Below are 19,861 nucleotides of genomic sequence, written 5' to 3' on the forward strand. Positions count from 1 at the left end.
GGCCACGCGCGGCGACGGCGCGATGCGCGGCGGCTCATGGCGCCCCCGGCGCGGGCACGCGTCTGCGCTCGCCACGGCAGCGGTCGGAACAATACTTCACCTCGTCCCAGACCTTTTCCCACTTCTTGCGCCAGCGGAATGGGCGGCCACAGTGCAGGCACGGCTTTTGCGGCAGATCGCCTTTCTTGCGCATGCCCCGCCTCGGCTCGCCCAGGTTCGCCGTCGCTTACGGCGGTGTCGGCCACTCGCGAAACACCACGCAGACGGTGGTGGGATCCAGCATCGCGAATTCGCGCGCGCCCCAGGGCTTGAGCGCGACGGTGCGGGCGTTGGGATGCAGCCATTGCGGCGCGCGTGCGGACAACTCCGCGTAGATCGCGTCGATGCTGTCGGTCTCCACGCCCAGTTCCGGCCGATCCTTCGCCGCCCACTCGGCATTCTCCACCAGATAGGCCTTGGCGCCGTCGCGCGCGATCACCGCCATCGTCGCGTCCTGATACAGCACCTGGAATCCCAGGCCATCGACGAAGAAGGCCAGTCCGTCCTGCAGGCGCGTGTAGAAGATCTTGGGAATGAGGTTCTTGAACATGCGCCGAGCGCGGGTCTGTGAGCATGGATGAGTGTAGTCGCAATCCCCTGTCCCGCCTCGGCGCGAGCGACTAGGCAAGACGCAGTAACTGGAGGGGCAGCGGCATCAGCGCAACGGCGCCTGCGCTATCGGGACGCGATACCGGGTCTGCCGAGCGCCGACTACACTACCGCCGATGACCTCGCCCCTGCCCCTGCCGTCGCTGCAGCCGCTCGCCGATCCCGCGCCGTCTGCGCCCCGTAACGCGGCCGCGCTGGGCAAGCGCCTGTGCCGGCAGGTCGGCCAGGCCATCGCCGATTTCGGCATGATCGGCGCCGGCGACAAGGTGATGGTGTGCCTGTCCGGCGGCAAGGACAGCTACACCCTGCTGGACATCCTGCTACAGCTGCAGCGCAAGGCGCCGGTGCCGTTCGAACTGGTGGCGGTGAACCTGGACCAGAAGCAGCCGGGCTTTCCCGCCGACGTGCTGCCGACCTACCTGCGCCAGCGCGGCGTGCCCTGGCATGTGATCGAGCAGGACACCTATTCGGTGGTCACCCGGGTGGTGCCGGAGGGCAAGACCCTGTGTTCGCTGTGTTCGCGGCTGCGCCGTGGCGCGCTGTATCGCTACGCCGCCGAGCGCGGCTTCACCAAGATCGCGCTGGGCCACCACCGCGACGACATCGTCGCCACCTTCTTCATGAACCTGTTCTTCCACGCCAAGCTGGCGGCGATGGCGCCGGTGCTGCGCAGCGACGACGGCCGCCACGTGGTGATCCGGCCACTGGCCTATGTGCGCGAGGACGACATCGCCGCCTACGCGCGGGCGCAGGCCTTCCCGCTGATCCCGTGCACGCTGTGCGGCAGCCAGGAGACGCTGCAGCGCCGCCAGGTCGGGCAACTGCTGCGGCAGTGGGACCGCGAGCATCCCGGGCGGGTCGAGCAGATCGCCCGGGCGCTGGGCAACGTGCACCCGGCGCAGCTGGCCGACCGCGCGCTGTTCGACTTCGCCGCGCTCGGCGGTGCGGCCATGGCCCCGGCCAGCGCCTGGGCGGACGAGGCGCCGGGCTGATCGATCTCGCTGAACCGCCGGATGCGGTACGCCGGCGGGCGCGATGCGACAATGGTCGCCGCTCCCCGGCGCGCGCCGCCGGACCGTTCCGTTTCCTTCCGCTGGATGCTCGATGTTCTTTCGCAATCTGACCCTGTTCCGCTTCCCCACCACGCTCGATTTCTCCGAGGTCGAAAAGCTCCTGCCGGAGGCCCTGCTCAAGTCGGTCGGCCCGCTGGAAATGAGCTCGCGCGGCTTCATCTCCCCGTTCGGCCGCGACGAGCAGGAAGCGCTGTCGCACCGCATCGCCGACTTCCTGTGGCTGACCGTCGGCGGCGAGGACAAGATCCTGCCCGGCTCGGTGGTCAACGACCTGCTCGCACGCAAGGTCGCCGAGATCGAGGAGAAGGAAGGCCGGCGCCCCGGCGGCCGCGCGCGCAAGCGGCTCAAGGACGACCTGATCCACGAGCTGCTGCCGCGCGCCTTCGTCAAGTCCTCGCGTACCGACGCCATGCTCGACCTGCAGCACGGCTACGTCGCGGTGGACACCTCCAGCCGCAAGACCGGCGAGAACGTGATGTCGGAGATCCGCGGCCTGCTCGGCAGCTTCCCGGCGCTGCCGCTGAACGCCGAGGTCGCACCGCGCTCGATCCTCACCGGCTGGATCGCCGGCGAGCCACTGCCCGAGGGCCTGAGCCTGGGCGAAGAGTGCGAGATGAAGGACCCCATCGAGGGCGGCGCGGTGGTCAAGTGCCAGCACCAGGAACTGCGCTGCGACGAGATCGACAAGCACCTGGAAGCCGGCAAGCAGGTGACCAAGCTGGCCCTGGTGCTCGACGACCACGTGTCCTTCGTGCTCGGCGACGACCTGGTGATCCGCAAGCTGAAGTTCCTCGACGGCGCCCTGGACCAGCTCGAGCATGCCGACCAGGACGGCGTGCGCGCCGAACTGGACGCGCGCTTCGCGCTGATGAGTGCCGAGGTGCGGCGCCTGTTCCTGCTGCTGGAAGACGCGCTGAAGCTGAGCAAGGCCGACTGATGCCACGGCGGAGGCGGCCGTACGCGGCTGTCACCGTGCGCACCCGCGTCGGCGGTATGCTGTGCCCATGCCCGATCTGCTCCGTCGCCTGATCGCGCCGCCCCCGGCGGCCGTCGAACGCGACCTCGTCCGCTTCCGCCTGGACGAGCGCGAGGTCGAAGTGCTGCGCGTGCGCGACCCGCGCGCACGGCGCATCAAGCTCAGCGTGGACGAACGCGGCGCGCGGCTGACCCTGCCGCTGCGCGCCAGCCTGATCGCCGGCGAGCGCTTCCTGCTGGAGAACCGGCAATGGCTGGCGCAGCAGCTGTCGCGCTATGTCGCCGCCGAGACGCTGGCGCCGCTGCGGCCCGGCGAGGCCGGCGAACTGCCGCTGCACGGGCAGACGTTGCCGGTGGCCTGGCACGACGCCCGCTACGCGCGCATCGACCTCGTCGATGGCGTGGCCCAGGTGCACCTGCCGCCGCGCGGCGGCGATGCGGCGTTGCGCCGCGCGCTGCGCGATTTCTACGAGGCCCAGGCCCGCGCCGACGTTGGCCGCTGGCTGCCGCGCTACCTGCCGTCGCTGCCGCGTGCCCCGCGCGCGGTGCGCTACAAGGTGATGTCCTCGCAGTGGGGCTCGCTGGCGCCCGACGGCAGCATGGCGCTGGACCTGGCGCTGGTGCTGGGGCGGCCCTCGGCGTTCGAGTACGTGCTGGTGCACGAACTCTGCCACCTGATCCAGGCCAACCACTCGCCGGCGTTCTGGCACGAGGTGGAAGCGCGCTTCCCCGACTGGCGCGCCGAGCGCACCTGGTTCCACCAGCACGGCCGCCAGCTCAAGGCGCGTCTGCGCTGGCTGCTGCAGCCGGAGCGCGACTGAAGGGCAAGCCACGCACGCCGGGACGCGTTGCGTAGGAGTGGCTTCAGCCGCGACAGGCTTCACCGGGAACGCCCGTCGCGGCTGAAGCCGCTCCTACGGGACACGCTGCACCCGATCGGATCGGGCGAAGCACATTCTTCGGGGACCACGAAGACGCTGCGGCGTTCGCGCGCCTGGCGCCGGCGCGGTGTGGCGCGGAGCGGAGCGGGAACCAGCGGGAGAGAAATGTTGCGCCGCCGCACGTTATCGCGCAGGCCGACGCTGCAGAGGCATGAACGGAAGATGGGTGCTGGGCGCGCCGCTGCGAGCGCATCGCGGTGTGTTGGCCCAGCGCTGCGGAAGCAGAACTCCATGCAGCGCCCGGTAGGCCCCCTCTCCTCCCGCCTACCGCAAATCAGGCGCGGCCTCCGGCGCCAGCGAGGCGGTACGGTCCGGGCGGCACTACGCCGGCATGTCAGGACGCCGGGATCGAGCCGCGAACACAGGACGTATCGCGTCTACGCCTGTTGACGGCAGGCGTGGGCGCAACTTAAGCGAAAATTTTTCTACACACAAGCTTCACGTCGGACGTGTAGGGCGCACACCTACACGCCTGTCCGCACGCCCCTGACGCGAGGCGTTTGGCCTGGCGATCGATCCCACGCCGGTCGTCGCACGCGCAGCGCACGCAGCGCCCGATCCGCCCCCACGTCGTCCGGCGTCAGGCGCTGCGCGCGTAGTCGAAGCCGACCGGCGCAGGCTGGATCGCCAGCGCCGGCGATTCCTCCGCATGCGCGGCCGGCGCCGCGTCGGCCAGGCGGAACACCGCCACCGCCTCGTTAAGCGCGCCGGCCTGCTGCTCCAGCGCGCGCGAGGCCGCGGTGGCCTGCTCCACCAGCGCCAGGTTCTGCTGGGTGCTGCGGTCCATCTGCGTCATCGCCTGGCCGACTTCGTCGATGCCGGCGGCCTGCACCTGCGAGGCCGCCGCGATGCCGGCCATGAGCGTATTGACCTCGCTCACCGACGCCAGCACGCGGCCCATGGTGTGGCCGGCATCGTGCACCTGCGCCGAGGCCACCGCGACCTGGTTCACCGATGCCTCGATCAGGCGCTTGATCTCCTTGGCCGCATCGGCCGAGCGCTGCGCCAGTGCGCGCACCTCGCTGGCGACCACGGCGAAGCCGCGGCCCTGCTCGCCGGCACGCGCGGCTTCCACCGCGGCATTGAGCGCCAGGATGTTGGTCTGGAAGGCGATGCCGTCGATCACCGCGATGATTTCGCCGATCTTGCGCGAGGCCGCTTCCACGCCCTGCATCGCGCCGACCGCCGCGTCGATCGCCGTGCCGCCCTGGCCGGCCACCGTCGCCGCCGCGTCGGCCAGTTGGTTGGCGTGGTGCGCATCCTTGGCGTTCTGGCGGACGGTGTCGGTCAGGCGCGCCGTCGCACGCGCGGTGCGCTCCAGCGTGCCGGCCTGTTCCGCGCTGCGCTGCGACAGGTCCTGGTGGCCGCCGGCGATGGCGCCGGCCTCGGCGTCGATCGCCGCGGCCGCCTGCTGGATGCCGGCCACGATCGCCGCCAGCTGGTCGGCGCTGGCGTTGGCGTCGTCGCGCATGTCGGCGAACACGCCGTGGAAGTCGCCATGCATGCGCACGCCGAGGTCGCCGCTGGCGATGGCGCGCAGCAAGCCGGACAACTGCACCAGGTTGCCGTCCACCGTCGCCATCAACTGGTTGAGGCTCTCGAGCATGATGCGGAAATCGTGCTGGTGCGCGCCCAGGTCGGCGCGTGCGCTGAAGTCGCCGGCCGCGGCGGCCTCGGCCAGATTCCAGATGTCGCGGCTGAGCGCCCCCAGGTTGGCCTTGATCGCATCCATCGCCTCGGAGATCGCCGCCTGCTCGCCGGGCAGGCGCGGCATGTCCTCGCCGAGGTCGCCGATGGCGTAGCGCCGCATCAGCGCCACCGTCGACTGCGCGGTGCCCACGTGCAGGTCGACCAGCGCATTGGCATCGCGCAACAGTTGCCCGTAGTCGCCCGGGAACGCGGCCGCATCGCCGCGGCAGGCGATGGCGCCTTCGGCATGCCGTTGCGCCATCCGCCGCTGTTCGGCCAGCACCGCGCGCAACTGCGTCTGCATGGTCTGCATGCTGCGCAGCAGGTCGGCGGCCTCGTCGTTGCCCTGCACCGGCACCAGCGCATCGAGCTGGCCGGCGGCGATCGCCGCGGCCACCCGGGTGCCTTCGCGCAGCGGCCGCACCAGGCTCTGGGTGATGCACCAGCCCAGCCAGGCGCTGACCGCCAGCAACAGGCCGCCGCCGAGCAGCAGCATCCAGCGCGCGCGGGCCATGGTGGCCACCGCTTGCGCATAGGAACCGTCGCTGAGCGTGCGCAGGTGCGCGGCATTGCGCTGGATCGCCTGTTGCCACTGCGCCAGCAGCGGCTGCAGCGTGTAAAGGTGCAGGGTCTGCGCATCCAGGTTCTGGTTGTCGGCGGCCAGCGCCAGCACCTGCGACTGGAACGGCTGCACCTGCGCGTAGGCCTTGTCGATGGCCGCGCGCAACTGCGCGCCGGTGCGGTCGGCCGGGTCCAGGCGCAGCGCGAACAGCTTGCGCCGCGCTTGCGCGTAGTCGCGCTGGGCGTCGCCGATGGCGCGCACCACCGCCTGCTTCTCGTCGGGGTTGGTCAGGATGACGTCGTTGAGCAGGCCGATCTCCAGCCGCGCCTGCGCCGCGACCATAGCATTGGACAGGCGGATCTTCTCCATCTTGTCCAGGGCGATGTCGTCGAACTGCTGGCGCGCCAGCGCCATCGACGCCAGGCTGGCCACGATCAGGGCACCGCAGATCGACAACAGGGCGGCGAAGGCGAAGGTCAGGCGTGGACCGACCCGGTAGCGGCGAAGGAGGCGGATCATCGGAAGGGCGGCGTAGGGCGGAAGGGTGCGCGCTACGCTGTGCGCCGAAGTTTTCCGAAACGCGACGGCGCCGCGACAACATGCCGAACTGTGACGCCGAAACGAGCACGACCGCGGCACGCTGCGCACTGCCAGCGGTCACTGCGTCGCAGTGTACCTACGCGATGCGCGGCGGGACGGCGGCGCCCCAGGGGCGCACCGCGACGCGGTGGCCGCCGCGCTCGCCTCAGAGGAAGTCGTGCAGCAGCGCGGCCACCGCCGCCGGTTGTTCCATGTGCAGATGGTGGGTGCCGGGCAGCGTGTGCACGCGGCCGTCGCGCAGGCACGCGGCGCGCGCCAGGCGCAGCGGTTCGGGCAGGATGTCCTGGGCCGGATCGGCGAACACCACCGCGGTCGGGCATTCGATGCCGGCCAGCAGCGCCTGCATCTGCGTCTCGGTCGGGCGGATCGCGGTGGGCAGGGTCAGGCGACGGTCGCTACGCCACACGTAACCGCCGTCCACCGCCCGCACGCCGCGCTCCACCAGCAGCCGCGCGGCCGGCTCGCTGAGCTGGTTGGCCAGCATCCGCGCGCGCACCGGCGCGGCCAGGTCGGGAAACACCCGCAACGGCGTGGCGCTGGCGCGGCGGGTACTGGCCACGCTATTGCGCAGCCGCTCCACCGCCCCCGCCTCGCGCTCGGCCAGGCCGCCCAGCATCTCGATCGCCACCAGCTTGTCGATGCGCTGCGGCGCCGCGGCGGCCAGCAGGCTGGCGATGGCCGCCCCCATCGAGTGGCCGATCAGCACGAAGCGGTCCCAGCCCAGCGCATCGGCCGCGTCCAGCACCGGGTGCAGGGCGCTGGCCAGCAGGTACTCGGCGCCATCGGGCAAGGCGCTGCTGTGGCCATGGCCAGGCAGGTCCAGCATCACCAGGTCCAGGTGCGGCAGGTGCCGGCTCAGCGGCACGAAGCTGGCGGCGTTGTCGAGCCAGCCGTGCAGGGCCAGCGCTTTCGGCCCATTCGGGTCGCCGCTGCGCAATCCGGCCAGCGCGCCCACCCGCGACGGGCAGGCGAAGGGACGCACGCTCATGCGGCGCGGGCGGCCAGCTGCGCCAGCGCGCGCGCGTGCGCCGGGGCGTCGTTGAGACAGGGGATGTAGCGCACCTGCATGCCGCGTTCGGCGCAGGTCTCGACGAAGCCCATCGCCACTTCTTCCAGGGTTTCCAGGCAATCGGTGGCGAAGCCGGGACAGATCACGTCCACCTGCTTGACCCCCTGCGCAGCCAGTTCCCACAGCCGCGGTTCGGCATACGGGCGCAGCCAGCGCTCGGCGCCGAAACGCGACTGGTAGCCGAGTTCCCACTGCCCGGCCTCCAGCCCCAGCGCGGCGGCGATCGCCTGCGCACTGGCTTGGCAGCGCTGCGGGTAGGGATCGCCGTTGTCGGCCACGCGCTGCGGCAGGCCGTGGAAGGAGAAGAACAGCCGCTCGCCGCGGCCGTGCTGCGCCCAGTGCGCGCGCACGCTGTCGGCCACCGCCTCGACCCAGGCCGGATCGGTCGGGTAGTCCTCGATCAGGTGCACCGGTAGCTGCGGATGGCGCGCCTGCCAGGCCCGCACCACGTCCTCGATCGAGGCGGTGGTGGTGGTCGAATACTGCGGGTACAGCGGCAGCACCACGATCCGGCGCACGCCCGCCTCGCGCAGCGCGTCCAGGGCCGGCGCCAGCGCCGGCGTGCCGTAGCGCATCGCCCAGACCACGCGGTGCCCGGGCAGGACGCGCTGCATGCCCTCGGCCAGGCGCCGGGTATACACCGCCAGCGGCGAGCCGTCCGGCAGCCACACCTGGGCGTACTTCTCCGCCGACTTCGGCGAACGCCGCGGCAGGATCACCCAGTGCAGCAGCGGCCACCAGACCAGCCGCGGGATCGCGACCACGCGCTTGTCGCCGAGGAACTCGGCCAGGTAACGGGCGACCGCAGGCGCGGTCGGCGCCTCGGGCGTGCCTAGATTCACCACCAGGATGGCGGTCTCGGGTGCGTCTGCCATGCGCGCATTGTGGCAGAGCGCGCGCGCCGCGGCGTGTCGATACGCTCGATCGCGGCGATCGACGGCGCCTGCGCACGGCGCCGGCACCACTCATTGCCGATTCATTGCCCTGTGACTAAGTTCGAGCGCTTGCAGTATCTTGCTGCGGACCTACTTCGGAGCCCGCCATGCCCCTCCTGCCGCGCCTCGCCCTGTTGTTGAGCACTGTGTTGTTCGCTGGCCACGCCGTGGCCGGTCCGGAAGAGGACGAGCGCGCCCGCAACGCGCTGCGCGTGCTGACCGACATCCAGAAGATCCCCGAACAGTCCATCCCCGACAAGCTGCTCGACGAGGGCCGCGCCATCGTGGTGATCCCGGACACGCTCAAGGCCGGCCTGGTGATCGGCGGGCGCCGCGGCCACGGCCTGATGTCGGTCAAGCGCCCGGATGGCACCTGGTCCAACCCGGTGTTCGTCAAGCTCACCGGCGGCAGCATCGGCTTCCAGGTCGGCGTGCAGTCCTCCGACGTGGTGCTGGTGTTCCGCAACGACCGCAGCCTGGACAACATCGTCAACGGCAAGTTCACCCTCGGCGCCGATGCCGGCGTCGCCGCCGGCCCGGTCGGGCGCAACGCCGCCGCCGCCACCGACGGCCAGCTCAAGGCCGAGATCTGGTCGTGGTCGCGCGCCCGCGGCCTGTTCGCCGGCGTCGCCCTGGACGGTGCCGCGCTGCAGATCGACGATGCCGCCGACCTCAACGCCTACGGCCCCAACACCACGCCGCGGATGATCTTCGAGGGCCGCACTCCGAACCGGCCGTCCAACGACATCGTCGCCTTCCGCGACAAGCTCGAGGAAGCCACCTACGCCGCGCGGCAGAGCCGCGGCACCGACAGCGGCGGCAACCCGGCCCCTGCGCCGGCACCGGCCATGGCGGCGCAGCAGGCCACGCCGGAACCGACCGCCGCGCCCGAGGCCGCCGCCAGCACCGCGCCCCTGCAGGGCCAGGCGCAGCCGGCGCCGCAGCAGGGCTTCCAGCCGGTGTCCGACGGCGAGATCCGCACCGAGAAGCTCGACGGCGATCGCTGAGCGCCATTCCCAACGCCACCTGTCCCTCTCGCCGTGCAGGCACGCCTGCATGGCCGGGGAAGGTAACGCCACGCGGCGCGGTGCGTTATCCTGCGGGTTCCTTACGACTTTTCTGCGAGCGGATCATGGGCAGTCTTAGCATCTGGCACTGGCTGGTCGTGCTGGTGATCGTGCTGCTGGTGTTCGGCACCAAGCGGCTGACCAGCGGCGCCAAGGATCTGGGCAATGCGGTCAAGGAATTCAAGAAAGGCATGCGCGACGAGGACAAGCCCGCCGGCCAGCTCGGCGACGAGACGCGCAGCAGCAGCGAGCCGTCCCGCCAGACCCAGGCCGAACGCGACCGCGACGCGCACTGACGGGACACCGCCGGCGTGTTCGATATCGGCTTCAGCGAACTGCTGGTGATCGCGGTGGTGGCGCTGGTGGTGCTCGGCCCCGAGCGCCTGCCCAAGGCGGCGCGCTTTGCCGGGCTGTGGGTGCGCCGCGCCCGCGCGCAGTGGGACTCGGTGAAGCAGGAACTGGAACGCGAACTGGAAGCCGAGGAACTCAAGCGCAGCCTGCACGATGTGCAGAGTTCGCTGCGCCAGGCCGAGACCCAGCTGCGCGACGGCGGCCAGGAGCTGCAGCGGCAGACCGAGGCGCTGCGCCGCGAGATCGATCCGAACCCGCCGGTGCCGCCCGCCGACAGCGTGCCGCCGGCGTCCACCGCCACGACCGACGCCCCGACGGGCCACGCGGCCGACCCGGCCACGTCACTGGCAGCGCCGTCGGCCACGCCGGCCCCGGTCTCCACGGTGCCGGCCGCCGCACGCGGTGCGGCCGCGCCGCATCCGGCCTCCACTGGCGCGGCCGCGCACAGCGGCCAGCCGCCCGCCAGTGACCCGGAGGCGCCGCGATGAACGTCGAGGCCGAAAGCAGCCTGATCGAGCACCTGGTCGAACTGCGCGCGCGGCTGATGCGCGCGCTGATCGGCCTGGGCGTGGTGGTGGTGGCGCTGCTGCCCTTCTCCAAGCGCCTGTATTCCTGGCTGGCCGAGCCGATGCTGGCGCAGTTGCCGGTGGGCCAGAGCGTGATCGCCACGCACCCGGCCGGCGCGGTCATCGCCCCGCTCAAGCTGGCGTTCTTCCTGGCCCTGTTCGTGTCCGCGCCGTGGCTGCTGTACCAGGCCTGGGCGTTCGTCGCCCCCGGCCTGTACCAGCGCGAGAAGCGCCTGGCGCTGCCGCTGCTGGCCTCGGCGGTGCTGCTGTTCTACCTCGGCTGCGGCTTCGCCTACTTCCTGGTGCTGCCGGCGGTGTTCCACTTCCTGACCACGTTCAAGCCGGACGTGATCCAGCTCACCCCCGATGCCGGCGCCTACCTGGACTTCGTGCTGGCGATCTTCTTCGCCTTCGGCGCCAGCTTCGAACTGCCGGTGGCGCTGGTGATCCTGGCCCTGCTCGGCTGGGTGACCCCGCAGCAACTGCGCGACGGCCGCGGCTACGCGGTGGTCGGCATCTTCGTCCTGGCCGCGATCCTGACCCCGCCGGACGTGGTCTCGCAGCTGATGCTGGCGATCCCGATGTGCCTGCTGTACGAACTGGGCATCATCGCCGCGGCGGCGGTGACCAAGAAGCCGGGAATCGAGGCACGGGAATAGGGAATCGGAACAGCGGTTCGCTGCATACCCACCATCACCACGCGGCTTGACGGCAATCTGCCGCACACAGCAAAACGGCCCCGAGGGGCCGTTTTGCTGTTGCTGTCGCTGTCGCTCTTACGATTCCCGAATCCCGATTCCCGATTCCCAGCTCTTCAAGCCACAAACACATTGGACGGCGGCGGCACCGCCGGCGCGGCGTCGCCGGCATGCACGAACATCTGCTTCCAGGCCGCATACACGACCCCGGCCAGGACCGGCATCAGCAGCGCCATCAGCAGCAATTGCCCGACCAGCGCCGCCACGGCGGTGCCGACGAGGAACTGCAGCACCAGCATCACCACCGTCAGCGCGAAATAGAACGCGAACATGGCCAGGAAGGCGAGGACGAAGAACACCAGCATCGCCGGCAGGTTGTGCAGGCAGGCGCGCAGGCCGTGGCCGATCGCGGCGATGCCGTTGCGGCCGTCGAACATCACCTGCGGCGCGAACAGGAACAGGGTCAGCGCCACCGCCACGAACCCGACCGCCACCAGCATCAGCCACAGCAGGATACGCAGCGCCGGCAGGGTCGCGACCAGCTGCTCCACCTGCGCCGGATCCGGCTGCGCGCCGGACTGGCCCAGTTCGTTGAGCTTGTTCATCACCGTCGTCAGTTGCATCCATCCTTCCGGACGGATCACCACGACGGCGAGGATGGACAGCGCCAACAAGGCGATCGCCTGTGGCAGCAATGCAACCAGCAGGTTCAAAGTGCGGCCACCCTGCAGGCCCTGCAGCAGGTGCGCCGGCTCGGCGCTGCGGCCCTGGTCGACCTCGCGCACGGCCCACACCAGCCCGCCGAACAGCAGCGGCCCGGCCAGCCCCATCAGCAGTTGCGCCAGCATGCCCAGGGTCGGGTTGAGCACCCCCAGGAACAGGGCGATCAGCGCCGTCAGGCCCCAGATCAGCCCGAGCCGGCCCAACGCCCATGGTGCCCGCCGCAGCAGCGACATGCCGGCCAACAGCCATTCCGCGCCGGCCGAGGCCGGCAGCTTGCGAATCTCGATCATTGCCAATCCGAAGTGGGGGACGCCGTCAGCGCGGCGACTGTACAGATTATCGCGGTTTTGCCTGGCCGCCGCTGTGCTGCCCACGTGCGTGCTGAACGAAGCGCCGCAGCAGTTTGCGCGCCAGCGGCGCGGCGCTGACCTCGCGGGCGATGGTACGTGCGCAGCGTCCGGCGCTGCGTAGACAGTCTGCGCGCGCCTGCACGTAGCCGCGCATGTGGTGGGTGGCGAACTCCGGATGGAACTGCAGGCCCCAGGTCGCCTCGCCCCAGCGGAAGGCGTGGCACTGGTCCTGCGCCGAGCGCGCCAGCACCGTGGCGCCGGCCGGGGCGCGCAGCACCGTCTGCAGATGCGTGGCGTGCGCGGGGAAGCGTGCGGGCAGGCCGGCGAACAGCGGATCCTCGGCGGCCGGCGGATGCAGTTCGATGTGCACCGTGCCCGATTCGCGCCCGGCCGGGTTGTAGGCCACCTCCCCGCCCAGCGCGTGCGCCAGCAGCTGGTGGCCGTAGCAGATGCCCAGCAGCGGCGTGCCCTCTTCGGCGGCTTCGCGCAGCCAGGCCGCCGAGCGCTCGCTCCAGTCGGCCCGGTCGGTGACGAACGCCGCCGAGCCGGTGACGATCACCCCGGCGAACTCCGTCCGCGCCGGCAGGGCCGCGCCGGCAGCAACGTTGGCCACCACCGTGTCGCCCTCGGCCAAGCCGGCGGCGACGCGGATCCAGTGCGGAAAACGCCCGTAGCGCCGCATCGTCGCCACCGGTTCGCCGGTTTCGAGGATCAGGAAGGGCGCAGCACGGCGACGGACGGAAGAAGCCAACGGCATGCCCGGATTCTAGACGGCGGCGCGCGGCTTTTTCCAAGCGCGCGTGCTGCCGATGGCATAAGCATATAACTGCGAGCAAGCCATGCAGCGGCGCCCTGTCCCCGGGCAGGCGGCGCCTGGGAGCGGCGCGGCGGCGGCGAGGTGCCTGCGCGGGCGATCGGCGCGCCGTGTGGCCGCTGCCGGCGTGCCGGCAGCGGCTTCCCATCCGCTTCAGTGCGGCGCGTGCACGCTCTTCGCCTCTCCCCCGAAGAGGACAGACATGCGCCGTTCCCTGATTCCGTTGACCCTGGCCGCCCTGCTGATCGCCTCCGGCGCGGCGGCAGCGGCCCCGGGTTCCACTCGTCCCGCCGAACCCACCACGCTCACCGTGCTCAGCTCCGGCGGCATCATGGGCGCGATCCGCGCCGTCGCCCCCGGCTACGAGCAGGCCACCGGGGTGAAGCTGCACATCGAAGCGGCCCCGTCGATGGGCGACACGCCGCAGGCCATTCCCAACCGCCTCGCCCGCCACGAACCGGCGGACGTGCTGCTGATGGTCGGCGCGGCGCTCGACAAGCTCATCGCCAGCGGCCAGGCGCGCCAGGCCAGCCGCGTGGATCTGGGCGAGTCCTACATCGCCATGGCGGTCAAGCAGGGCGCGCCCAAGCCGGACATCTCCACCATGGACGCCTTCCGCAAGACCCTGCTGGACAGCCGCTCGGTGGCCTATTCCGACAGCGCCAGCGGCGTCTATCTGTCGCGCACGCTGTTCCCGCGGATGCGGCTGGGCGACGGTTTTGCCGCCAAGGCGCGGATGATTCCCGCCGAGCCGGTCGGCGCGGTGGTCGCGCGCGGCGACGCGCAGTTGGGCTTCCAGCAACTGAGCGAACTCAAGCCGGTCCCGGGCATCGCCATCGTCGGCCTGATCCCCCAGCAGGCGCAGCAGATGACGCTGTACGCCGGCGCCGTGGCCACGGCCAGCACGCAACCGCAGGCGGCGCAGGCGCTGCTGGATTACCTGGCGTCGCCCGCCGCCGCCAAGGCCATCGCCGACAGCGGCCTGACGCCGCTCGCCGGGAAGAAATAACCGCGGGGCGGATCACGGCGCGGCGTCCGGCCCGCAAACGCGAGGGCACCGCGCAGCATTCCCTCGCCGCGGTTCGGCCAAACGCGCCATTGCCGCGTAGCAGCCGCTTCAGCCGCGACGGGGCGTTTCCATGAACGCCTGGTCGCGGCTGAAGCCGCTCCTGCGGCAATGCGGTCTATCTGATGGGACGCTCCCGCACCTGCGTCGGGCGCGGCAGGCCACCGGACCAGGGACCGCATGCCGACGCCGCACCCGGCCCGCTCACTCCCGCGGCGGCAGCACCGACAGCACTTCCTCGACGGTGGTCAGCCCGGCGGCCACTTTCTCCAGGCCGGCGCGGCGCAGCGTGCGCACGCCTTCGGCCTGGGCGGCGCGGCTGAAGCCGGCCAGGTCCATGTCGGCGCGGATCAGGGTGCGCAGGCGCGGGGTCACCGGCAGCAATTCGTACAGGCCGACCCGGCCCAGGTAGCCGGTGCGGCGGCATTCCAGGCAGCCCACCGGGGCATAGGGTTGCAGCACCTCGGGCAAGGCCTCGCCCGGCTCACGCAACGCGTCCCACTCGTGGGCTTCGAGGGTGTGCGGACGCTTGCAGTGGCCGCACAGGGTGCGCACCAGGCGTTGCGCCAGCACGCCGTTGAGGGTGGAGGCGACCAGGTAGTGCGGCACGCCCAGGTCGAGCAGGCGGGTGATCGCCGAGGGCGCGTCGTTGGTGTGCAGGGTCGACAGCACCAAGTGCCCGGTCAGCGAGGCCTGCATCGCCATCTGCGCGGTTTCCAGGTCGCGGATTTCGCCGATCATGATGATGTCCGGGTCCTGCCGCAGCAACGTGCGCACGCCGCTGGCGAAGTCCAGGTCGATGTTCGGCTGCACCTGCATCTGGTTGAATTCGGTGGCGATCATCTCGATCGGGTCCTCCACGCTGCACACGTTCACGTCCGGCGTGGCCAGGCGCTTGAGCGTGGAGTACAGCGTGGTGGTCTTGCCCGACCCGGTGGGACCGGTGACCAGCACGATCCCATGCGGACGTTCCACCAGCGCGTTCCAGCCAGCCGCTTCCTGCGCGCTGAAACCGAGCTGGTCCACGCTCTTGAACGCGGCGTCGGGGTCGAAGATGCGCATCACGCACTTCTCGCCGAACGCGGTGGGCATGGTCGACAGGCGCATCTCGGTCTCGCGCCCGCCCGGCGAGCGGGTCTTGATGCGCCCGTCCTGCGGCCGCCGCCGTTCGGCCAGGTCCATGCGCCCGAGCACCTTGATGCGGCTGACGATGGCGGTCATCACCGCCGGCGGCACTTCCAGCACCTTGTGCAGCACGCCGTCGATGCGGAAGCGCATGCGCCCGGCCTCGCGCCGCGGCTCCAGGTGGATGTCGCTGGCGCGCTGCTCGTAGGCGTACTGCAGCAGCCAGTCGACGATGTGCACGATGTGCTGGTCGTCGGCGTTGACGTCGCCGCCGCGGCCCAGTTCCACCAGTTGCTCGAAGCTGGGCAGGCCACTGCTCTGCTCGGTGCGCCCGTCCCTGGCGCCGCGCACCGAACGGGTCACGCCGAAGAACTCCATCGTGTAGCGATGCAGGTCCAGCGGGTTGACCACCACGACCTCGATGCGCCGCCGCGCCAGGTGCTGCACGTCGCCGAGCCAATCCAGCGCCAGCGGTTCGCTGGTCGCCACCAGCAGGCGCTCGGACTGCAGCGCCAGCGGCAGGATGCGATGGCGCCGCGCGTAGGCGTGCGAGACCACACCGGTGACCGCGGCCACGTCGACCCGGGTCGGATCGATGCGCAGGTAGCGCAGGCCGCAGCGCTGCGCCAGCCACTCGGTCAGCCGCTCCAGGCTCAGTTCGCTGCCCGGCGGGCGGGTCGCGGCGAGCTTCAGGTTGGACAGCAGCACCAGCGGATGCACGTCGCTGACGGTGCGCGCGGTCTGCGCCGAGAACTGCACGCGGCCACGTTCGGCCGGTGCGACCAGGCCGTCGGCGAGCAGCGCGGCGGCCACGCGTTCGAAGCTCAGGCGGCCCGGCGGCAACGCCACGGCGGGCTCGGCGGGCAACGACACGGGTGGCGCGGCGGGGCGCGAATCCATGGTCCAGGTCCGGTGCGCGGAAGTCCCCGCGAGTCGGTCGCTATACTAGCGCACCCCTCAACCGGCCCCTGCGAGATGTCCGTTTCCCGGTCCGTTCCGATCACGTTCCAGGGTCTGATCCAGACCCTCAACCAGTTCTGGGCGCAGCACGGCTGCGTGCTGATCCAACCGCTGGATCTGGAAGTGGGCGCCGGCACCTTCCATCCGGCCACGTTCCTGCGCGCGCTCGGGCCGGAGCCGTGGAACGCGGCCTACGTGCAGCCGAGCCGGCGCCCCACCGACGGCCGCTACGGCGAGAACCCGAACCGCCTGCAACGCTACTACCAGTACCAGGTGGCGATGAAGCCCAACCCGGACAACATCCAGCAGCTGTACCTGGATTCGTTGCGCGCGCTGGGCATCGACCCGCTGGTGCACGACCTGCGCTTCGTCGAGGACAACTGGGAATCGCCCACGCTCGGCGCCTGGGGCCTGGGCTGGGAAGTGTGGCTCAACGGCATGGAAGTCACCCAGTTCACCTACTTCCAGCAGGCCGGCGGCCTGGAGTGCAAGCCGGTGCTGGGCGAGATCACCTACGGGCTCGAGCGCCTGTGCATGTACCTGCAGAACTGCGACAACGTCTACGACCTGGTGTGGACCTACGGCCCCGACGGCACGCCGGTCACCTACGGCGACGTCTACCACCAGAACGAGGTGGAGCAGAGCGCGTACAACTTCGAACACGCCAACGTGGCCGAACTGTTCCACCGCTTCGACGCCTGCGAGCGGGAAGCGCAGGCGCTGGTCGAGGTCGGATTGCCGCTGCCGGCCTACGAACAGGTGACCAAGGCCAGCCACGCCTTCAACCTGCTCGACGCGCGCCGCGCGATCTCGGTGACCGAGCGCCAGCGCTACATCCTGCGCGTGCGCGCGCTGGCACAGGCGGTGGCCAAGGCCTACTACGCGCAGCGCGAGAAGCTGGGCTTCCCCGGCGTCAAGAAGTGAGCCAAGCCCCTCTCCTTCCGGGAGAGAGGTTGGGGTGAGGGTAAGCCGGCACGAACGGCCGGATGCTCCCGACTCCCCAGGCGCCCGCACCCTCATCCGCCCCTTCGGGGCACCTTCTCCCGCAGGGAGAAGGCACCGCTAAGCAAGGTCTGACACATGAGCCAACACCTTCCCCTGCTGATCGAACTGGGCACCGAGGAACTGCCGGTCAAGGCATTGCCGGGCCTGGCCCAGGCGCTGTTCGACGGCGTGATCGCCGGGCTGGAGAAGCGCGGCATCGCGGTCGAGCGCGGCGACGCCAAGCCGTTGTCCACGCCGCGCCGGCTGGCGGTGCTGCTGCCGGGCGTGGCCGTCGAGCAACCGGAGCAGCGCGCGGAAGTGCTCGGCCCCTACCTCAACATCGCGCTGGACGCGGACGGCCAGCCGACCAAGGCGCTGCAGGGTTTCGCCGCCAAGGCCGGGATCGACTGGACCGCGCTGGAGCGCACCAGCGACGCCAAGGGCGAGCGCTTCGTGCACCGCGCGGTGAACCCGGGCGCGCGCACCGCCACGCTGCTGCCGGAGATCCTGCGCGAGGCGATCGCGGCGATGCCGATCCCCAAGCCGATGCGCTGGGGCGATCACGACTACGGCTTCGCGCGGCCGGTGCAGTGGCTGGTGCTGCTGTTCGGCAGCGAGGTGGTGCCGATGCCGCTGTTCGGCGTGCAGGCCGGCCGCGACAGCCGCGGCCATCGCTTCCTGCACGATGCGCCGGTGCCGCTGGCGCAGCCGGGCGACTACGTGGCCGCGCTGCAGGCCGCGCAGGTGCTGGTGGACCCGGACCTGCGCCGCGCGCGCATCGTCGCCGAAGTCGAACAGGCCGCACGCGACGCCGGCGGCAGCGCGCGCATCGCCGAGGACAACCTGGAGCAGGTGGTGAACCTGGTCGAGTGGCCGTCGGCGGTGCTGTGCCAGTTCGAACCGGCGTTCCTGGCGGTGCCGCAGGAAGCGCTGATCGAGACCATGGAGAGCAACCAGAAGTTCTTCCCGGTGCTCGATGCCGGCGGCAAGCTCACCGAGCATTTCATCGGCATCGCCAACATCGTCTCGCGCGACGTCGCCGAAGTGGCCAAGGGCTACGAGCGGGTGATCCGCCCGCGCTTCGCCGACGCCAAGTTCTTCTTCGACGAAGACCTCAAGCAGGGCCTGGAGGCGATGGGGGCCGGCCTGGCCAGCGTCACCTACCAGGCCAAGCTCGGCAGCATCGCCGACAAGGTGCAGCGCGTGGCCGCGCTGGCCGAGGCGATCGCCGCGCAGGTCGGCGTGGACCCGGCGCAGGCGCGCCGCGCCGCCGAACTGAGCAAGAACGACCTGCAGTCGCGCATGGTCAACGAGTTCCCGGAACTGCAGGGCATCGCCGGCCGCCACTACGCGCTCGCCGCGGGCGAACCCAGCGAGATCGCCCTGGCGATCGACGAGGCCTACCAGCCGCGTTTCGCCGGCGACGACATCGCGCTGTCGCCACTGGGCAAGGTGCTGGCGATCGCCGAACGGTTGGATACGTTGGCCGGTGGGTTCGCTGCCGGGTTGAAGCCCACCGGCAACAAGGATCCGTTCGCGCTGCGGCGCAATGCGCTCGGGTTGGCGCGGACGGTGATTGAGAGTGGGTTTGATCTCAACTTGCGCAAGCTGCTCGATAGAGCGCAGGACGCGGTTGCCTTCGCGAAGACTGTGCAAAAAGACAAGCAAACAGAAGCTGCCGCGGCAAAAGCGCGCGCCGCCGGTGCCGCGGCGAATGCTGTCCCGCAGGTGGGCGGCACCACACTTGGCGAAATTGAGGAAGTCTTCGACTTCATCCTCGACCGCCTGCGCGGCTACTACGCCGACAAGGGCGTGCCGGCGACGCAGTTCAATGCGGTGGCCGCACTGTTCTCGGTCACGGCTGAAGCCGCTCCTACGAAGGACACGGCGGCGTCCGTAGGAGCGGTTTCAACCGCGACCGCGGCGCTTGGTTCGCTGTACGATTTCGACCGCCGCATCGACGCGATCGGCACCTTCGCCGCGTTGCCGGAAGCCGAGGCGCTGGCCGCGGCCAACAAGCGCATCCGCAACATCCTGCGTAAGGCCGAGGGCGAGATTCCGGCGCAGGTCGATGCGGGCCTGCTGCGCGAGCCGGCCGAACGCGCGCTGGCCGAGGCGGTGGAAGCGGCGATCGCCGAAACCGACGGCGCCCTGCGCCAGCACGACTACGTCACCGTGCTGAACTTCCTGGCGCGGCTGCGTCCGCAGGTGGATGCGTTCTTCGACGGGGTGATGGTCAACGCCGACGACCCGGCGCTGCGCCGCAACCGCCTGGCCCTGCTCAAGCGGCTGGGCGATCGCCTGGGCAGCGTCGCCGCGATCGAGCACCTGTCGGCCTAAGCGCCAGCAGTGTCGAACCCGAGACGGGCCGCCTGCGCGGCCCGTTCTCGTTTGCGGGTGGAGCCTCCTGCGGCACTGCGCGGCGCCATTGGCTTCGGCACACTGCAATGCGTCGGGACTGAAGCCCTCCCACAGGGTCTCCAGCCCACTCCCCGCAAGCTCACTGTGGGAGCGACTTCAGTCGCGACGAGCGAACGCCGGCAACCTCCACAGCAAAACAACGAAGCGCCTGACTAGGTCCGCTCCGCGGTGCGCATACAGCCAACAGTGCAATCCCCTGCTCAAGCCCCTCTCCCCCCGGGAGAGGGGTTGGGGTGAGGGTACG

General features: G+C 70.8%; 18 protein-coding genes. 10 read left to right on the plus strand and 8 right to left on the minus strand.

Annotation, left to right across the window (positions count from 1 at the left end; genetic code table 11):
• Positions 1 to 34: 34 nt before the first annotated feature.
• On the minus strand, positions 35 to 193 hold the full coding sequence (locus AC1PME_RS20735; RefSeq protein WP_481096898.1) for a DUF2256 domain-containing protein: 159 nt from the start codon (positions 191 to 193) through the stop codon (positions 35 to 37).
• 33 nt (positions 194 to 226) lie between these two features.
• A complete protein-coding gene (locus AC1PME_RS20740) occupies positions 227 to 589 on the minus strand; it encodes a VOC family protein (protein WP_481096899.1) in 363 nt (120 codons plus the stop codon).
• Between the two features lie 175 nt (positions 590 to 764).
• On the opposite strand from AC1PME_RS20740, the gene ttcA reads away from it, so the two are divergent.
• The 3 genes from ttcA to AC1PME_RS20755 all read left to right on the plus strand — a co-directional run bounded on the left by ttcA (position 765) and on the right by AC1PME_RS20755 (position 3,517).
• Positions 765 to 1,640 (plus strand): tRNA 2-thiocytidine(32) synthetase TtcA, encoded by an 876-nt coding sequence (gene ttcA, locus AC1PME_RS20745; RefSeq protein WP_481096900.1) that lies wholly within the window; start codon positions 765 to 767, stop codon positions 1,638 to 1,640.
• A 112-nt stretch (positions 1,641 to 1,752) separates the two neighbouring features.
• On the plus strand, positions 1,753 to 2,658 hold the full coding sequence (locus AC1PME_RS20750) for a recombination-associated protein RdgC (protein WP_242157565.1): 906 nt from the start codon (positions 1,753 to 1,755) through the stop codon (positions 2,656 to 2,658).
• Positions 2,659 to 2,725: 67 nt separating this feature from the next.
• On the plus strand, positions 2,726 to 3,517 hold the full coding sequence (locus AC1PME_RS20755) for a YgjP family zinc-dependent metalloprotease (protein WP_481096901.1): 792 nt from the start codon (positions 2,726 to 2,728) through the stop codon (positions 3,515 to 3,517).
• 700 nt (positions 3,518 to 4,217) lie between these two features.
• Here AC1PME_RS20755 and AC1PME_RS20760 read toward each other — a convergent pair.
• The 3 genes from AC1PME_RS20760 to hemH form a co-directional block, all read right to left on the minus strand.
• Positions 4,218 to 6,407 (minus strand): methyl-accepting chemotaxis protein, encoded by a 2,190-nt coding sequence (locus AC1PME_RS20760; RefSeq protein ID WP_481096902.1) that lies wholly within the window; start codon positions 6,405 to 6,407, stop codon positions 4,218 to 4,220.
• A gap of 226 nt (positions 6,408 to 6,633) precedes the next feature.
• Positions 6,634 to 7,476 (minus strand): alpha/beta fold hydrolase, encoded by an 843-nt coding sequence (locus tag AC1PME_RS20765; RefSeq protein WP_481096903.1) that lies wholly within the window; start codon positions 7,474 to 7,476, stop codon positions 6,634 to 6,636.
• Positions 7,473 to 8,432: a ferrochelatase gene (hemH, locus tag AC1PME_RS20770; protein WP_481096904.1), complete on the minus strand. Its 960-nt coding sequence runs from the start codon at positions 8,430 to 8,432 to the stop codon at positions 7,473 to 7,475. The genes AC1PME_RS20765 and hemH overlap by 4 nt, the downstream gene beginning before the upstream one ends.
• 167 nt (positions 8,433 to 8,599) lie before the next feature.
• On the opposite strand from hemH, the gene AC1PME_RS20775 reads away from it, so the two are divergent.
• The 4 genes from AC1PME_RS20775 (at position 8,600) to tatC (ending at position 11,135) form a co-directional block, all read left to right on the plus strand.
• Positions 8,600 to 9,499, plus strand: coding sequence for a lipid-binding SYLF domain-containing protein (locus tag AC1PME_RS20775; protein WP_481096905.1), 900 nt, complete (start codon positions 8,600 to 8,602; stop codon positions 9,497 to 9,499).
• Between the two features lie 125 nt (positions 9,500 to 9,624).
• The gene (tatA, locus tag AC1PME_RS20780; RefSeq protein ID WP_019798768.1) at positions 9,625 to 9,855 is read left to right on the plus strand and encodes a Sec-independent protein translocase subunit TatA; all 231 of its coding nucleotides are present in this window, start codon (positions 9,625 to 9,627) and stop codon (positions 9,853 to 9,855) included.
• A gap of 15 nt (positions 9,856 to 9,870) precedes the next feature.
• Positions 9,871 to 10,398 (plus strand): Sec-independent protein translocase protein TatB, encoded by a 528-nt coding sequence (tatB, locus tag AC1PME_RS20785; RefSeq protein ID WP_481096906.1) that lies wholly within the window; start codon positions 9,871 to 9,873, stop codon positions 10,396 to 10,398.
• The gene (tatC, locus tag AC1PME_RS20790; RefSeq protein WP_254459679.1) at positions 10,395 to 11,135 is read left to right on the plus strand and encodes a twin-arginine translocase subunit TatC; all 741 of its coding nucleotides are present in this window, start codon (positions 10,395 to 10,397) and stop codon (positions 11,133 to 11,135) included. Before tatB ends, tatC begins: the two co-directional genes overlap by 4 nt.
• Before the next feature lie 155 nt (positions 11,136 to 11,290).
• On the opposite strand, the gene AC1PME_RS20795 is transcribed toward tatC, so the two are convergent.
• Together AC1PME_RS20795 and AC1PME_RS20800 are read right to left on the minus strand one after the other, a co-directional pair.
• Positions 11,291 to 12,187, minus strand: coding sequence for a BPSS1780 family membrane protein (locus AC1PME_RS20795; protein ID WP_481096907.1), 897 nt, complete (start codon positions 12,185 to 12,187; stop codon positions 11,291 to 11,293).
• A 46-nt stretch (positions 12,188 to 12,233) separates the two neighbouring features.
• Positions 12,234 to 13,004, minus strand: a complete 771-nt coding sequence (locus tag AC1PME_RS20800; protein ID WP_254459681.1) for a glutamine amidotransferase — start codon at positions 13,002 to 13,004, stop codon at positions 12,234 to 12,236.
• Positions 13,005 to 13,263: 259 nt separating this feature from the next.
• On the opposite strand from AC1PME_RS20800, the gene AC1PME_RS20805 reads away from it, so the two are divergent.
• Complete coding sequence (locus AC1PME_RS20805) at positions 13,264 to 14,070, plus strand: substrate-binding domain-containing protein (protein ID WP_481096908.1); 807 nt, start codon at positions 13,264 to 13,266, stop codon at positions 14,068 to 14,070.
• A 261-nt stretch (positions 14,071 to 14,331) separates the two neighbouring features.
• On the opposite strand, the gene AC1PME_RS20810 is transcribed toward AC1PME_RS20805, so the two are convergent.
• Positions 14,332 to 16,152 (minus strand): GspE/PulE family protein, encoded by a 1,821-nt coding sequence (locus AC1PME_RS20810; protein WP_481096909.1) that lies wholly within the window; start codon positions 16,150 to 16,152, stop codon positions 14,332 to 14,334.
• 75 nt (positions 16,153 to 16,227) lie between these two features.
• Between AC1PME_RS20810 and glyQ the strand changes: the two genes are divergently transcribed.
• Both glyQ and glyS read left to right on the plus strand, forming a co-directional pair.
• Positions 16,228 to 17,136, plus strand: a complete 909-nt coding sequence (gene glyQ / locus AC1PME_RS20815) for a glycine--tRNA ligase subunit alpha (protein ID WP_254459684.1) — start codon at positions 16,228 to 16,230, stop codon at positions 17,134 to 17,136.
• A 156-nt stretch (positions 17,137 to 17,292) separates the two neighbouring features.
• Complete coding sequence (glyS, locus tag AC1PME_RS20820; RefSeq protein WP_307547403.1) at positions 17,293 to 19,536, plus strand: glycine--tRNA ligase subunit beta; 2,244 nt, start codon at positions 17,293 to 17,295, stop codon at positions 19,534 to 19,536.
• The last annotated feature ends 325 nt before the right edge of the window (positions 19,537 to 19,861 follow it).

It is taken from the genome of Xanthomonas sp. NCPPB 901 (genome assembly GCF_056725085.1).

What these genes read in the sequence shown, in the direction of transcription:
- AC1PME_RS20735 (WP_481096898.1), bottom strand. Translation starts at nt 193, where the DNA reads ATGCGCAAGAAAGGCGATCTGCCGCAAAAGCCGTGCCTGCACTGTGGC.
- AC1PME_RS20740 (WP_481096899.1), bottom strand. Translation starts at nt 589, where the DNA reads ATGTTCAAGAACCTCATTCCCAAGATCTTCTACACGCGCCTGCAGGAC.
- ttcA (WP_481096900.1), top strand. Translation starts at nt 765, where the DNA reads ATGACCTCGCCCCTGCCCCTGCCGTCGCTGCAGCCGCTCGCCGATCCC.
- AC1PME_RS20750 (WP_242157565.1), top strand. Translation starts at nt 1,753, where the DNA reads ATGTTCTTTCGCAATCTGACCCTGTTCCGCTTCCCCACCACGCTCGAT.
- AC1PME_RS20755 (WP_481096901.1), top strand. Translation starts at nt 2,726, where the DNA reads ATGCCCGATCTGCTCCGTCGCCTGATCGCGCCGCCCCCGGCGGCCGTC.
- AC1PME_RS20760 (WP_481096902.1), bottom strand. Translation starts at nt 6,407, where the DNA reads ATGATCCGCCTCCTTCGCCGCTACCGGGTCGGTCCACGCCTGACCTTC.
- AC1PME_RS20765 (WP_481096903.1), bottom strand. Translation starts at nt 7,476, where the DNA reads ATGAGCGTGCGTCCCTTCGCCTGCCCGTCGCGGGTGGGCGCGCTGGCC.
- hemH (WP_481096904.1), bottom strand. Translation starts at nt 8,432, where the DNA reads ATGGCAGACGCACCCGAGACCGCCATCCTGGTGGTGAATCTAGGCACG.
- AC1PME_RS20775 (WP_481096905.1), top strand. Translation starts at nt 8,600, where the DNA reads ATGCCCCTCCTGCCGCGCCTCGCCCTGTTGTTGAGCACTGTGTTGTTC.
- tatA (WP_019798768.1), top strand. Translation starts at nt 9,625, where the DNA reads ATGGGCAGTCTTAGCATCTGGCACTGGCTGGTCGTGCTGGTGATCGTG.
- tatC (WP_254459679.1), top strand. Translation starts at nt 10,395, where the DNA reads ATGAACGTCGAGGCCGAAAGCAGCCTGATCGAGCACCTGGTCGAACTG.
- AC1PME_RS20795 (WP_481096907.1), bottom strand. Translation starts at nt 12,187, where the DNA reads ATGATCGAGATTCGCAAGCTGCCGGCCTCGGCCGGCGCGGAATGGCTG.
- AC1PME_RS20800 (WP_254459681.1), bottom strand. Translation starts at nt 13,004, where the DNA reads ATGCCGTTGGCTTCTTCCGTCCGTCGCCGTGCTGCGCCCTTCCTGATC.
- AC1PME_RS20805 (WP_481096908.1), top strand. Translation starts at nt 13,264, where the DNA reads ATGCGCCGTTCCCTGATTCCGTTGACCCTGGCCGCCCTGCTGATCGCC.
- AC1PME_RS20810 (WP_481096909.1), bottom strand. Translation starts at nt 16,152, where the DNA reads ATGGATTCGCGCCCCGCCGCGCCACCCGTGTCGTTGCCCGCCGAGCCC.
- glyQ (WP_254459684.1), top strand. Translation starts at nt 16,228, where the DNA reads ATGTCCGTTTCCCGGTCCGTTCCGATCACGTTCCAGGGTCTGATCCAG.
- glyS (WP_307547403.1), top strand. Translation starts at nt 17,293, where the DNA reads ATGAGCCAACACCTTCCCCTGCTGATCGAACTGGGCACCGAGGAACTG.